The following is a 14,421-nucleotide window of genomic DNA, read 5'->3' as shown; positions in this document are numbered from 1 at the left end:
CGAGGCATGCCTCGGGCCCATGGCGCCTGCGCCCCTGCGCAACCCACCCGCCCAGCCTTTGACAGTTTCCGTGCGCGTCCGCCACGGAAAATCAAAAAAAAAATCAAAGTCAAAAGCGGATCGCTTCGCTCGCATCCACGCATGGCGTGGATCTACCGTGTCGACCAAGGTCGACACCTACCAGAAGCGAAGAAGCGCCGCGATCTGTCAGAGGTGGGGCGGTGTGGGCGTGCAGGACCGCAGGCGCCATGGATGGCGCCTACGAGCCTCCAGGGATGGATTCACGGCGTGTCCTGCACGCCCACACCGCCCCGCCAAGCCCAGACTCTCTACCGCTGCTCTGGCTGTTGCTGTTGCCCTGGCTCTGGCTCTGCAGCGGGTCCCGGGCCGCAGGCCCGGGCGACAAACCCCTACCGGTCGTCGCGCAGTTCGCCGCCGGGCAGGAACACCCATGTGCGGGTTACCTGCAGGATATCCACGCCGTCATCGGTCTTCGGCAACGCCGGGAACGGCTGCGCCAGCTTCACCACCCGCAATGCCGCCTCATCCAGCAACGGCGTGCCGCTGGATTTCAGGATGCGGCTGCTTTCCACGCTGCCATCGCGGCGCACGCCCACGCTGATCACCACCTGGCCACCCAGCCGACGCTGCCGCGCTTCGTCGGGATAATTCAGGTTGCCGACCTGCTCGGCCCGGTCCACCCAGGCGCGCAGATAATTGGCGTAGGCATATTCGCGGGTGCTGGCCGAAACGAACTTGCGGTTCGGTCGCTTTGCATACTGCGCCGAGCGCAGATGGACCTCGGCAGCCAGCCGGGCCATTTCCGCATCGCGCTGCTCGCGCGCGGTCATTGGCGCGTCCGGGGTCGGCTGCAGTGGGGTGGGGCGGGCCTGCGCCTGCGCCACCTGGTCCTGCCCATTGCGGCTGCTCACCACCCGCGCCTGCGGCGGCGGCACCGGCGCGGCCGATTGCTGCTGCTGCGGCACCGGGCTCACGCCCGCCTGCGCCTGCAGCACCACGCCGGTCTGGTTGTCGCGCGGGCGCTGGGCGCGGTCATGCTCGCCGCCGCCCTCCTGGTTGGCGGCGGCCAGGAAATCGGCCTGCTTGGGCGTCAGTGCCGTGCGGGTCTGGCTGAAGATCACTTCCAGGGTGGGCACCAGCGGCGCGTCCCCCTTCACCGCAAAGCCCACCCCCAGCACCAGCAGCACGTGCAGCAGCACCGACAGGGCCAGGGTGGCGGCCAGCCGCTGTGCTTCGCGCGGCGGCGGGGGCAGCACGGCGGACACGGCTTCCATCAGCGCAGGCCGGCCTCGATCGCATCGAACAGGGTGCCGGCGATGTTCAGCCCGTACTGCGCATCCAGTTCGCGCACGCAGGTCGGGCTGGTCACGTTCACTTCGGTCAGGTAGTCGCCAATCACGTCCAGGCCAACGAAACGCATGCCGCGGCGCTTCATTTCCGGGCCCACCTGGGCAGCGATCCAGCGGTCGCGTTCGCTCAGCGGGCGGCCTTCGCCACGACCACCGGCGGCCAGGTTGCCGCGGAACTCATCGCCCTGAGGAATGCGCGCCAGGCAGTAATCCACCGGCTCGCCGTCGACCAGCAGGATGCGCTTGTCGCCGGCGGTGATGTCGGGAATGAACTTCTGGGCCAGCGCCAGCTTGCGGCCGCCGTCGGTCAGGGTTTCCAGAATCACGTTCAGGTTGGGGTCGCCCTGGCCGCTGCGGAAGATCGAGCGGCCGCCCATGCCGTCCAGCGGCTTCAGCACCGCCTGGCCATGCTCCAGCGCGAACGCCTTCAGTGCCTTGGCATCGCGGCTGACCAGGGTGGGCGGGCAGCACTGCGGGAACAGCAGGGCGGCCAGCTTTTCGTTGTAGTCGCGCAGGCCCTGCGGGTTGTTCACCACGCAGGCGCCGGCAGCGGCAGCCAGGTCCAGCACCTGGGTGTCGTAGATGAATTCGGCGTCGACCGGCGGGTCCTTGCGCATCAGCACCACCTGGCCGGGGCCGAACACGGTGCGGCTGAATGCGCCCAGCTCGTACCAGCCGGCCGGGTCGTCGCGCACCTGCAGCGGGGCGGTACGGGCCACGGCCACGCCGCCTTCCAGGGCCAGCCCGCCCGGCTGCACGTAGTGCAGGGCGTGGCCACGGCGCTGGGCTTCCAGCAGCATGGCGAACGTCGTGTCCTTGGCGATCTTGATGTGGGCGATGGGATCCATCACCACGATGACATTCAACGGCATGGGCGCACCTTCAAGGCAAGGCGTTGATGGTAGCGGCAACGCCCGCCCCGTGCCTGCCCCGTGGCCTGCAACGCTGCGTCCCCGAACCGGCGGCCGGGCCCGGTTCTGCGCAGTGTCTGCCAAACCGGTCACGTTCAGCCGGGCGCCACGCCAAGCCCGGTGGGACGGCCTTGAAGCGGGCGCGGAAAGTGCGATATAGATACGCTTTCGCAGCGGCACCCAACCTAGAAGGGCCGCGCGCTTGGGGAATGGCAATGACTGAAAACATGACTGCGGGCGGGGAACTCGCAGGACTCCGGGTGATGGTCATCGATGACTCGAAGACCATCCGCCGGACCGCGGAAACACTGCTCAAGCGCGAAGGCTGCGAGGTGGTGACGGCGACCGATGGCTTCGAAGCACTGGCCAAGATCGCCGACCAGCAGCCGCAGATCATCTTCGTCGACATCATGATGCCGCGGCTGGATGGCTACCAGACCTGTGCCCTGATCAAGGGCAACCAGCTGTTCAAGTCCACTCCGGTCATCATGCTGTCCTCCAAGGATGGCCTGTTCGACAAGGCGCGCGGGCGCATCGTCGGCTCGGAGCAGTACCTGACCAAGCCTTTCACGCGTGAAGAACTGCTGGGTGCCATCCGCACATACGTCAACGCCTGACCAGGGGGGAAAGGCACAATGGCTCGTATCGTTCTGATCGAGGATTCACCGACCGACCGCGCGGTGTTCACCCAGTGGCTGCGCCGTGCCGGCCACGAGGTGCTGGAAGCGGACAACGCCGAAGAGGGCCTGCAGCTGGTCCGCGACCAGGTACCGCAGCTGGTGCTGATGGACGTGGTGCTGCCGGGCATGAGTGGTTTCCAGGCAACCCGGGCCATGGCCCGCGATGCGGCGATCAAGCACATCCCGGTCATCATCGTCAGCACCAAGGCGATGGAAACCGACAAGGCCTGGGGCCTGCGCCAGGGCGCAGCCGATTACATCGTCAAGCCGCCGCGCGAAGAAGAGCTGATCGCGCGGATCAACGAACTGGTGGCCTGATGCGTTCGCCTTTCGACATTCTTGAAGCCTACGAACGGCGCAGCCTGGCCCATGCGGTGCAGCTGCCCGAACGCCAGTTCGCCCAGGACCTGTGGCGCGGCGTGGGCTACCGGGTTGGCCAGCGCCGGCTGGTGTCCGATTTCCGCGAAGTGGTGGAAATCGTGCCGATGCCGCCGGTCACCCCGGTGCCATGCGCACAGCCGTGGCTGCTGGGCGTGGGCAACCTGCGCGGCAACCTGTTCCCGGTGGTCGATCTGAAGTACTTCCTGGAAGGTGCGCGCACCGTGCAGCAGGAAGGCCAGCGCGTGCTGATCATGCGCCAGGCCGGCGGCGACGTGGCCCTGACCATCGATGAACTGTTCGGCCAGCGCAGCTTCGAGCTGGCCCAGCAGATCGATGCCGGTCGCCTGGCCGAGGGCCGCTATGGCCACTTCGTAGATCGCGCCTTCCACGCCGATGGCCACGAATGGGGCGTGTTCTCGCTCTCGTTGCTGTCGCGCACCCCTGAATTCCGGCAAGCCGCGGCCTGAGGCCGGGCAACGCCCCCTGTATTGAACCTCGAGGTTGAACGATGAGTACTGCTTCGGACGCCACCAAGACCGGCAAGCTGCGGCTGGGCGGCAGCAACCTGTGGCTGGCCCTGCTGTTGCTGTCCATGGTCCTGTTCGGCCTGAACACGGGTGTGGCCACCTGGCAGGGCAGCCGCCTGGCCGACGCCGGCTCCAAAGCCGCCGACCTGCAGGTGCTGTCACAGCAGCTGGCCAATCAGGGCCGTGATGCCGTGGGCGGCAACGCGCAGGCGTTCACCGCCTTCAAGGCCACCCGCAACGCGATCGAACAGAACGTGTCCACCCTGCAGGGCCGCTACGGCAGCGAACCGGGCGTGTCCAAGGCCATCGGCACCCTGGCCGAGACGTGGGCGCCGCTGGGCAAGCAGGCCGGCCAGCTGGTGGCCAGCGAACCGGCGGTGCTGGCCCTGGCCGGCAACGCCAACAACTTCACAGGCGCCGTGCCGGGCCTGCAGGCGCAGCTGAATGAGCTGGTGCGGGCGATGTCCGCCTCCGGCGCACCCGCTTCGCAGGTGTACAGCGCGCTGCAGCAGGTGGTGGTGGCCGGCACCATGGCCCGCCGCGTGACCGAAATGCGCGCTGGTGGCAGTGGCGCAGCCACGGCCGGCGATGCGCTGGCCCGCGATATCACCGTGTTCTCGCAGGTGCTCGACGGCCTGCGCAACGGCAACGAAGAACTGGGCATCACCGCCGTGCGCGGCGCCGGCGCGGTGGCTGCGCTGGAACAGTCGCAGCAGAAGTGGGAGGCGATGAAGCAGGACGCCGACGCGATCCTGGCCAGCTCGCGCCAGCTGTTTGCCGCGCAGTCGGCCGCCACGGCCCTGGGCCAGGGCTCGGCGCGCATGCTCGACGACAGCCGCAAGCTGTTCGAAGCGTTCTCCTCGTTCGGCTCGGTGTCCGACACCCGCCTGTTCCCGAATTTCTGGATCGGCGTGGTATCCGGCGCGCTGTCGCTGATCGCGATCATCGGCTTCGTCTCCACCAACGTGCGCAGCCGTTCGCGTGAACAGGAACTGCGCTACCAGACCCAGGTGGAGTTCAACAGCCGCAACCAGCAGGCGATCATGCGGCTGCTGGACGAAATCAGTTCGCTCGGTGAGGGCGACCTGACCGTGAAGGCTTCGGTGACCGAAGACATGACCGGCGCGATTGCAGACGCAATCAACTACGCCGTGGATGAACTGCGCCACCTGGTGACCACCATCAACGACACCTCGGCCAAGGTGGCCGTGTCCACCCAGGAAACCCAGGCCACGGCGATGCAGCTGGCAGAGGCGGCCGGCCACCAGGCCAACCAGATCACCTCGGCCTCGGACCGCATCGGCGAAATCGCTGCCAGCATCGAACAGGTGTCGCGCAACTCGGCCGAGTCGGCTGACGTGGCACAGCGCTCGGTGGTGATCGCCGCCGAAGGTGCCGGCGTGGTGCGCGAAACCATCCAGGGCATGGACCAGATCCGCGACCAGATCCAGGAAACCTCCAAGCGCATCAAGCGCCTGGGTGAGTCGTCGCAGGAAATCGGCTCGATCGTGGAACTGATCAACGACATTTCCGAACAGACCAACATCCTGGCGTTGAACGCCGCCGTGCAGGCCGCGTCGGCCGGTGAAGCCGGCCGCGGTTTCGCGGTCGTGGCCGACGAAGTGCAGCGCCTGGCAGAACGAACCTCGGGCGCGACCCGACGCATCGAAAACCTGGTGCAGGCCATTCAGGCCGATACCAACGAAGCGGTCACCTCGATGGAACAGACCACCGCTGAAGTGGTGTCCGGTGCCCGCCTGGCCGAAGACGCCGGTACGGCGCTGACCGAAATCGAGCGCGTGTCCAACGCACTGAACACCCTCATCAAGAACATCTCGATCGCCGCCCAGCAGCAGTCCGCTGCGGCCTCGGACATCACCCGCACCATGGGCGTGATCCGGCAGATCACCGGCCAGACCTCGCAGGGCGCCGGCCAGACCGCCGAATCGATCGGCCACCTGGCACAGCTGGCCGCCGATCTGCGTCGTTCGGTGGCCGACTTCAAGCTGCCGGCGTGACCACGGCAGGGCGGCGAGCAAGGAACCAGTCGATGAAGCATTTCCATTCCCCAGGCCACGGTCCGCGCGGTAACCGCGCGGCGGCGACCGGAGCGCACCGATGAGCAGCAGTCTGCGCGACGCCATGAGCCATGCAGCGCTGGGCTGGGTCAAGCCCGAGCTGGACGAGACCCTGCGCCTGGTGCGCAACGAGGTCGAGTACTTCGTGGAAGACCCGGCCGACGGCAGCCGCATGCGCATCTGCGCCGGTTACCTGCACCAAGTGCAGGGCACCCTGCGCATGGTCGAACTGTATGCGCCGGCGATGGTGGCCGAGGAACTGGAGCAGCTGGCCGTGGCCGTGGGCGAAGGCCGCGTTGCCGACCGCGACGAAGCCTGCGCCACCCTGATGCGTGGCAGCGTGCTGCTGCCCGATTACCTGGAGCGACTGCAGAACGGCCATCGCGATATTCCGATCGTGCTGATGCCGCTGCTGAACGAGATCCGCGCCGCGCGCGGCGAAGAAGGCGTCAATGACAGCGTGCTGTTCGCCTTCGCGCCAGACAGCGTGACCGCCACCGAGGCCGAGCTGGACCATGCCCGCGGCAGCCTGAGCGGGCGCAACCGCGAGCTGCTGGATACGGTGGGCAGCGCGGTGAAGGAAGAGCTGCTGCAGGTGAAGGATGCACTGGACCTGCACCTGCGCACCGGTGGCGCGCCGCAGCAGTTGCAGGAACAGGTGACCAAGCTGGGTGCCGTGGCCGATACGCTGGGCATGATGGGCCTGGGCGCCGCGCGTGGCGTGGTCGTGCAGCAGCGCGATGCGCTGCTGGGCGTGGTCGAAGGCCGCCAGCAGATCGATGAAGACCTGCTGCTGGATATCGCCGGTGCCCTGCTGTACGTCGATGCATCGCTGGACGACCAGGTCGCCCATCTGGGCGCCGGTGGCAGCGGCGAAGACGATCCCAGCGCCGTGGAAAACCGCCGCACGGTGGAAATCCTGGCGCACGAAGCCATCGCCAATTTCGCCGCCGCGCGTGAGCATTTCGTTGCCTTCATCGAAACCAGCTGGAACCACGGCGAACTGCAGGACGTGCCGCGCCTGCTGGGCGACGTGTCCGGTGCGCTGCGCATGCTCGACCTGGGCACTGCCGCCGACTACCTGCGCGGTGTGCAGCAGTACATCGAAGCCGAACTGATCGGCCGCCAGCGTGTGCCCAGCGGGCGCCAGCTGGACACCCTGGCCGATGCCATGGCCAGCCTGGAGTACTACCTGGAAGCGCTGCGCGACCGCCGTCCTGGCCGCGAAGACATTCTGGACATCACCCGCAGCAGCCTGGAGGCGCTGCGTTACTGGCCGCTGCCCGAGCGCGCTGCGCCGGCCGCTGACGCCCAGCCCGACCCGGTGCTGCGCGAGGCGGTCGCGCTGCCCGCGGCCGCCCTGCAGGTCGAGCCGGTGCAGATCGCGGTGCAGCCTGCCGCGCCGGCACCGGGCGACGTGCCGGTGCCGCTGCCTGATTTCACCTTCGATCCGCCGCCGGCGCAACCGGTTGCCGAAGCCGACGCCCAGTCGCTGGTATTCGGCGCGCTGGAACTGGCCGACACCGAGACCGATGCCGTGCCTGCCGCTGCGGCTGCAGACAGCGCCCCGCTGCTGTTCGCCGCATCCAGCGCACCGCCGCCGGCAGTGCCGCAGTGGGAGCTGGGCAGCCTGGACCACGCCGCGGACAGCGTGCCCGCCGAGCCGATGGCCGAAGAGGATGCGCGTGCGCCGACCTTCGCCAGCTTCGATCCGGTCAGCTATGAAGCCGATGCGGATGCAGGCGACGCATCCATCGCGTCGCACTGGTCGCTGACGGCCGCATCGCTGCAGGTGGCCGACGGCACTGCGCACGTCCACGGCGATGCCGAGGACAGCGTGGCCGTGGCCGAGTGGGACGATGCCCCGGCGGTGTCGTCCTCGGTGGCGTCGTCGTTCGACCCGGTGGCCGCAGAACAGGACGGCCTGGCCGTGGCAGGCGACGACGTGGTGTTCCACTTCGACGCCAGCGAACTGGACAATGCCGAGCACGTGCTGTCGCTGGATGCGATGGAGACGCTGTCGCTGGACGGAGCGCCCCACCTGGACGCAACCCTGGACATCGTCGACGCCTCGCCGCTGGCCGACACCCCCGTGCAGGCCGAGGAAGCCGAGCCGGCGATTGTCGAAGCCCCGATCGAAGCCGAAGCCCAAGCACCGGTGCTCGCCGACGCCGAACCGGTCGCCGTGGCCACCATCGAGGTGGACACCATCGCGCCGATCGATTTCAGCGAGGCCGATGCGCAGTTCCTGGCCGAACTGAGCGCGGCGGCGGCGGAGTTCAATCCGCACCCGGAAGCGGCCCCGGCGGTTGAACCGGTGGCCGTTGCCACCGGCGCTGCCGAGGTCGGCATTGAAGGCGGCTTTGAAGACGATGCCGAAAACATCGACCAGGACATCCGCGAGGTGTTCCTGGAAGAGTTCGACGATGAACTGCAGAACCTGGGCACGCTGCTGCCGCCCTGGCGCATGCAGCCGGACAACATGGACCGGCTGCGGCCGATCCGCCGTATCTTCCACACGCTCAAGGGCAGCGGCCGCCTGGTCGGTGCACGTACGCTGGGCGAATTCGCCTGGAAGATCGAAAGCCTGCTCAACCGCGTACTGGACGGCACCCGCCCGGCCACGCCGGCGGTGCTGGCCATGGTCGACCACGCGCACGCAGCGCTGCCGCAGTTGAACGCCGCGCTGCGCCACGGCCAGCGCATCACCGTCGATCTGCAGGCCATGCAGGCCATCGCCGACCGCGTCGGCGCCGGTGAAGAAACCTTCTACGTGCCGCTGCCGGGCGCAGCAGCGCCGGTCGCCGAAGCACCGGTGGCGGACGTGGCCAGCGAAGACATCAGCGACGTTGCCGAGCAGGCCGCCGAATCGGTTGCCGAGGTGATCGAGCCGGTGGGCACCCCCGCGCAGATCGACAGCGTGCTGCAGGAAATCCTGGAAGCCGAAGTGGAGCTGCACCTGGCCACGTTGCAGGCCTGGCTGCAGGACGCACAGCAGGCACCGCACGGGGTGACCGACGCGCTGCTGCGCGCGGTGCACACCATGAACGGTGCGTTCGCGATGACCGAGGTGCCGGAAATCACCGCCGTCACCGGGGCGGCCGAGTCGTACATCAAGCGCACCCTGGCCGCGCAGGCCGTGCCGGCGGAAGAGGGCGTGTCCGCGCTGTTGGATACCGCGTCGGCCATTGCCGGCACCATGACCGCACTGCAGGCCGAGCAGCCGCGCATCGTGCCGCACGATGACCTGGCGCAGCGCCTGCAGGCGCTGGCGGCCGCGCTGCCCGAAGCGCGCTGGCCGGTGCTGGAAATGGAGGATGACGACGCCGACGATCTGGCCATCGATGCAGTTGAAGCGGCACCCGTGCACGCCGACGCCGCGTCGGCCGATGCGCTGGCCGACATCGAACCGGTGCAGCCGGTCGAAACCGAGCTGGAACGCGTTGAACTGACCGGTGGCGAAGATCTTTCGCCGTTCTTCGATGCCGGCTGGCCCGCGCTGCCGCAGGTCGGGGAAGCCACCGACGCGGTCGAGCCCGAGCCCGAAACCAGCGCCGATGCCGATGCTCCGCTGCCTGCAGAAGCGGCGGTGGTTGCAGAGGTGACGGCGACGCTGCCCGATGCCCCGGCCGACGCCGATGACGCCGATCTGACCGGTGCCGATGATCTGTCGCCCTACCTGGACGCCAGCGCGTTGCCGGTGGACGACAGCGATGTTGAGGACGTGGCCGAACCGGCGTCGATTGACGTAATCGACGCGCCGGCAGCGGCGCAGGCGCACGACGAAATCGCGCTGTACGACGAAGAAGATGAACAGGCGCTCGACAGCACGCTGGCGAGCCTGCACGATGATATGGCTGCGCCCGGCTTTGCCGAGCCGGTCACCCTGGAGGCGGCGCTTGAAGCCGGCCTGCATGTGATCGAGCCGGAACCGGCGCAGGACGAGCAGGCCGACTGGCCCGTGCTCGGCCTGCAGGCCAGCGAACTCGCGCCCGGTGAGGCTGATGCCTTCGCCGAGGCTGCGGACGTCGGCGGGGAGGCGGCGGTCGGTGAAGGAGAGAGCGCCGATCTGCCGTCCCCGGCGACGGTGGATGCAGACGTGACCGAAGCGATTACCCCCGCACCGGCACCCTTGTTCGAGCTGGAAGACGCACCGGGGCAGGGCGCGCACGCGGCTGCGGCTGTTGAAGCCGTTGTCGAGGCCGGCGCCGATGTCACCGCTGCCGTGCCTGCCGCCGAAAGCAGCGGGCATGAAGACGCCCCCAGCGACCAGCTCGACTTCAGCGTGTACGACCGCGAGCTGGTCGATATCTTCGTGGAAGAAGGCAACGACCTGCTCGACCATTGCGACGGGCTGATCAGCGAGCTGCGCGAAGCGCCGCAGGACCGCGAGGCCCTCGCCGGCCTGCAGCGCGATCTGCACACGCTCAAGGGCGGCGCACGCATGGCCGGCATCAACGCCATCGGCGACCTGGGCCACAGCATCGAATCGCTGCTGGAAGCCGTGGCCGCCGGCCGCACCGAGATTGAACGCCCCGACGTACACCTGCTGGAGCGTGGCTTCGACCGCCTGCACCAGCTGCTGACCCGTACCGGCGAACACCGCACGGTGGAGCCGGCGCAGGACCTGCTGGACGCATTCGAAGCCCGCACCCGCGTGGATGCCGGCAGCGCCGGCGTTGCCGCCAGCAGCGAAGCGGAATCGACCGTCGTGCCCATGGCGCCGCTGGCCCTGGCCGATGCACCGCTGTCGGCACCGCTGCCGGTGGAAGGCACGCCGGATGAAGATCCGCTGGCCCGCCCGCAGCAGGAGCAGGTGCGCGTACGCGCCGATCTGCTGGACCGCCTGGTCAACCATGCCGGTGAAGTGGCGATCTACCGTTCGCGCCTGGAGCAGCAGCTCGGGGCGTTCCGCGGTGCGATGGGTGAACTGGAGCGCACCAATGCGCGACTGCGCGACCAGCTGCGCCGACTGGACCTGGAAACCGAAGCGCAGATCGTCGCGCGTTACCAGCGTGAACAGGACCAGGCCGATCAGAAGTTCGATCCGCTGGAACTGGACCGCTTCTCCACCCTGCAGCAGCTCAGCCGCGCGCTGAACGAATCGGCAGCCGACCTTGGCGGCCTGCAGGGCGTGCTGGACGATCTGTCGCGCCAGTACGATTCGCTGCTGCAGCAGCAGTCGCGCGTCAGCTCGGAACTGCAGGATGGCCTGATGCGCGCGCGCATGGTGCCGTTCGATGGTCTTGTGCCGCGTCTGCGCCGCGTGGTGCGCCAGGCCGGCATCGATACCGGCAAGCAGGTGCACCTGACCCTGGAAGGCACCCACGGCGAACTGGACCGCAACGTGCTCGACCGCATGGTCGCACCGCTGGAACACATGCTGCGCAATTCGGTGGCCCACGGCCTGGAAGCGCCCGAGCAGCGCCGCAGCGCCGGCAAGCCGGAGGAAGGCGAGGTTGCCATCCGCCTGCACCGCGAAGGTTCGGAAATCGTGCTGGAAGTGGCCGATGACGGTGCCGGCCTGGACCGCGAAGCGATCCGCCGCCGCGCCATCGACCGTGGCCTGCTGGGCGCCGATGCGCAGCCCAACGAGCAGGAACTGGACAATCTGATCTTTGCCTCCGGCTTCTCCACCGCCGACCAGGTCAGCCAGCTGGCCGGCCGTGGCGTGGGCATGGACGTGGTGCGCAACGAAGTGCGCCAGCTTGGCGGCTCGGTCGACATCCAGTCGGTGCGTGGCCAAGGCGTGCGCTTCACCCTGCGCCTGCCGCAGACACTGGCCGTCACCCAGGCCGTGTTCGTGCAGATTGGCGAAACCACCTTCGCCGTGCCGGTGGCTTCGGTCAGTGGTATCGGCCGCCTGTCCCGCGAGCGTTTCGAAGCGGCCGACAGCAGTTACCGCTACAGCGGCGAAGAATTCCCGCTGTACGACCTGGGCAGCCTGGTCGGTCAGGCACCGGCCCGTGCCGATGGCCAGGACCAGGTGCCGCTGCTGCTGGTGCGTGCCGGCGACCTGCGCGCAGCCGTGGCGATCGACCAGGTGCTGGGCAACCGCGAAATCGTGGTCAAGCCGGTGGGCCTGCAGATCGCCTCGGTACCGGGCATCTACGGCGCAACCATCACCGGCGATGGCCGCGTGGTGGTCATCCTGGACGTGGCGCCGCTGGTGCGCCGTTACCTGGCCAACCCGATCGTGCCGGTGCAGGACAACGCACCGCGCCAGGAACGGCAGGTGCCGCTGGTGATGGTGGTCGACGACTCGCTGACCATGCGCAAGGTGACCGGCCGCATCCTGGAACGCCACAACTTCGAAGTAAGCGTGGCCCGCGACGGTGTGGAAGCACTGGAGCAGCTGGAAGAGCGCGTGCCCGACCTGATGCTGCTGGACATCGAAATGCCGCGCATGGATGGCTACGAGCTGGCCACCGCGATGCGTGCCGACCCGCGCTACAAGGACGTGCCGATCGTGATGATCACCTCGCGCAGCGGTGACAAGCATCGCCAGCGCGCCTTCGAGATCGGCGTGCAGCGCTACCTGGGCAAGCCGTACCAGGAGCTGGACCTGATGCGCAACGTGTATGACCTGCTGGGGATTGCCCGTGTCCGTGAGTGATGTGAATCCGGTTCCGGCCGTTGCCCTGCTGGCCCGCCCGGGCGCGGCGCGCGAGCGCCTGCGCGAAGCCCTGGCCCATGCCGATGTGCAGATCGTGCTGGAAGATGATCCCAGCGGCCTGGAACCGCAGGCGCTGGCCGATGCACAGCCGCAGTTCGTGGTGATCGCCCTTGAGGCGGCCATCGAGGACGCCCTGGAGCGCCTGGAGCCGGCCTTGTCCGCGCCGGGGCTGACCCTGGTGTTCGACGAGGCCGAACTGGCCGCGCGCCGTGACGGCTGGGAAGCCCAGCGCTGGGGCCGCCACCTGGCGGCCAAGCTGCACGGCCACCAGCAGGTACTGCCGCCCGGTGCCGAAGACGAGCCCAGCCTGCAGCTGGAACCGGGCTTGCCGTCCACGCCGCCGCAGCCGCAGGATGCCGCGCTGCAGCCGCACCTGGACCAGGCGCTGTCGTGGGCCGACGACGTGCCGGCCGACGGCCTGTACTCGCCCCCGGCCGACCTGCATGAACCCATCGCGCTGGAACAGGCGCTGGCCGCCCTGCAGCCTGTGCTGCCTGAGCCGCCGCTGCCGTCCGAGGCTGTAGAAGACATCGCTGCGCGGGTGGTCGAACCGCCGCCGGTGCCGTCGGTTGCGCTGGGCGACCACACCGCCTGGTCGCTGGTGGATGAACCCGCCAGCGCGCCGGCCCAGACCACCCCGGCGTCCGCCGCTGTATCGCCGTCCACCTTCGATACCGATCACCTGAGTCTGGTGGACCTGGATGCAGCGCTGCCCGCCGGCGCCCGCGCCGGTGCGCTGCTGGTGCTGGCCGGTATCGGCGGTCCCGATGCGCTGCGTCGCCTGCTGGGCGCGCTGCCGGCCGACCTGAGCGTGCCGGTGCTGGTGCACATGCGCCTGGACGGTGGCCGCTACGGCAACCTGGTCAAGCAGATGGCGCGCGTTTCGCCGCTGCCGGTGCAGCTGGCCGAACCGGGCCAGCGCGCCGTACCCGGTGAAGTGCACGTGCTGGCCGATGATCTGGGCGTGCAGGCGGCAACGGACGGGCTGTACTTCCAGACCCGTGCGCAGGGCATCGCGATCGATGCCCTGCCGCCGGCGCATACCGCCGTGGTGCTGCTCAGCGGCGCCGACCTGGCCCATGTGGGGCCGGCACTGGACCTGGCCGCCGCTGGCGCCTGGGTGGCCGGACAGGTGGGCGAGGGCTGTTACGACCCGGCTGCGGCCACGGCCGTGGTGGCCGCCGGCATGGTCGCCGGTGAACCGCAGGAACTGGCGCAGGCGATTGCCGCCCGCTGGGGCCGGCACGACGATGACGGAGACGCAGCATGAGTTACGCCAGCAATGACGAGATCCGCGGCGTCCTGATCCAGGCCGGTGGCGAGCGCGTGCTGCTGCCCAACGCCACCGTGGCCGAAATGATGTCGCGCGTAGCGATCGAACCAATTGCCGACGCGCCGCGCTGGCTGCTGGGGCAGATTGCCTGGCACGGCTGGCAGGTGCCGCTGCTGTCGTTCGCGCGCCTGACCGGCCTGGGCGACGAAGTGGTGGGCGGGCACAACAAGGTGGTGGTGCTGAAGGCACTGAGCGGCAACGCCCAGCGCCCGTACTACGCGCTGCTGACGCAGAACTTCCCGCAACTGATCTCGGTGCCGCGCGACGGTCTGCTGGCCGATGCCTCGGAAGAAACCCTGCCCGATATCGTGCACATGCGGGTGCTGCTGGGCGAAAAGAGCGCCCTGCTGCCGAACCTGGATGCGCTGGAAAGCGCGCTGGATTCGCTGGCCGCCTGACCCGGCGGCAGCGCGCGCTTGGTAGGTGCCGACCTTGGTCGGCACTGCTTTGCCGCCCTTGGTAGGT

At 68.7% G+C, this 14,421-nt stretch carries 9 protein-coding genes; 7 read left to right on the top strand and 2 right to left on the bottom strand.

Features of this window, described 5'->3' with window-relative positions:
• Positions 1-410 precede the first annotated feature (410 nt).
• Positions 411-1,295: an energy transducer TonB gene (locus C1932_RS14905; protein WP_108762685.1), complete on the bottom strand. Its 885-nt coding sequence runs from the start codon at positions 1,293-1,295 to the stop codon at positions 411-413.
• Positions 1,295-2,242: a glutathione synthase gene (gene gshB, locus C1932_RS14900; protein ID WP_108753894.1), complete on the bottom strand. Its 948-nt coding sequence runs from the start codon at positions 2,240-2,242 to the stop codon at positions 1,295-1,297. The genes C1932_RS14905 and gshB overlap by 1 nt, the downstream gene beginning before the upstream one ends.
• A gap of 254 nt (positions 2,243-2,496) precedes the next feature.
• Between gshB and pilG the strand changes: the two genes are divergently transcribed.
• The 7 genes from pilG to C1932_RS14865 all read left to right on the top strand — a co-directional run bounded on the left by pilG (position 2,497) and on the right by C1932_RS14865 (position 14,354).
• A complete protein-coding gene (gene pilG, locus C1932_RS14895; protein WP_042614342.1) occupies positions 2,497-2,898 on the top strand; it encodes a twitching motility response regulator PilG in 402 nt (133 codons plus the stop codon).
• An 18-nt stretch (positions 2,899-2,916) separates the two neighbouring features.
• Positions 2,917-3,279: a response regulator gene (locus C1932_RS14890; protein ID WP_049466295.1), complete on the top strand. Its 363-nt coding sequence runs from the start codon at positions 2,917-2,919 to the stop codon at positions 3,277-3,279.
• Entirely contained in the window at positions 3,279-3,809 is a 531-nt protein-coding gene (locus C1932_RS14885) for a chemotaxis protein CheW (RefSeq protein ID WP_108750815.1), read from the top strand. Before C1932_RS14890 ends, C1932_RS14885 begins: the two co-directional genes overlap by 1 nt.
• A 41-nt stretch (positions 3,810-3,850) precedes the next feature.
• Complete coding sequence (locus tag C1932_RS14880; RefSeq protein ID WP_108762684.1) at positions 3,851-5,887, top strand: methyl-accepting chemotaxis protein; 2,037 nt, start codon at positions 3,851-3,853, stop codon at positions 5,885-5,887.
• A gap of 100 nt (positions 5,888-5,987) precedes the next feature.
• Positions 5,988-12,563, top strand: a complete 6,576-nt coding sequence (locus C1932_RS14875) for an Hpt domain-containing protein (protein WP_108762683.1) — start codon at positions 5,988-5,990, stop codon at positions 12,561-12,563.
• Positions 12,550-13,893, top strand: a complete 1,344-nt coding sequence (locus C1932_RS14870; RefSeq protein ID WP_108763462.1) for a chemotaxis protein CheB — start codon at positions 12,550-12,552, stop codon at positions 13,891-13,893. Before C1932_RS14875 ends, C1932_RS14870 begins: the two co-directional genes overlap by 14 nt.
• On the top strand, positions 13,890-14,354 hold the full coding sequence (locus tag C1932_RS14865) for a chemotaxis protein CheW (protein WP_108750812.1): 465 nt from the start codon (positions 13,890-13,892) through the stop codon (positions 14,352-14,354). The genes C1932_RS14870 and C1932_RS14865 overlap by 4 nt, the downstream gene beginning before the upstream one ends.
• Positions 14,355-14,421: the final 67 nt, after the last annotated feature.

Origin of the sequence: Stenotrophomonas sp. YAU14D1_LEIMI4_1, from assembly GCF_003086815.1 — a bacterium.
GTDB lineage: Bacteria > Pseudomonadota > Gammaproteobacteria > Xanthomonadales > Xanthomonadaceae > Stenotrophomonas.
The sequence above is the reverse complement of the archived record's forward strand: the minus strand, read 5'-3'. Positions and strand labels throughout refer to the sequence as shown.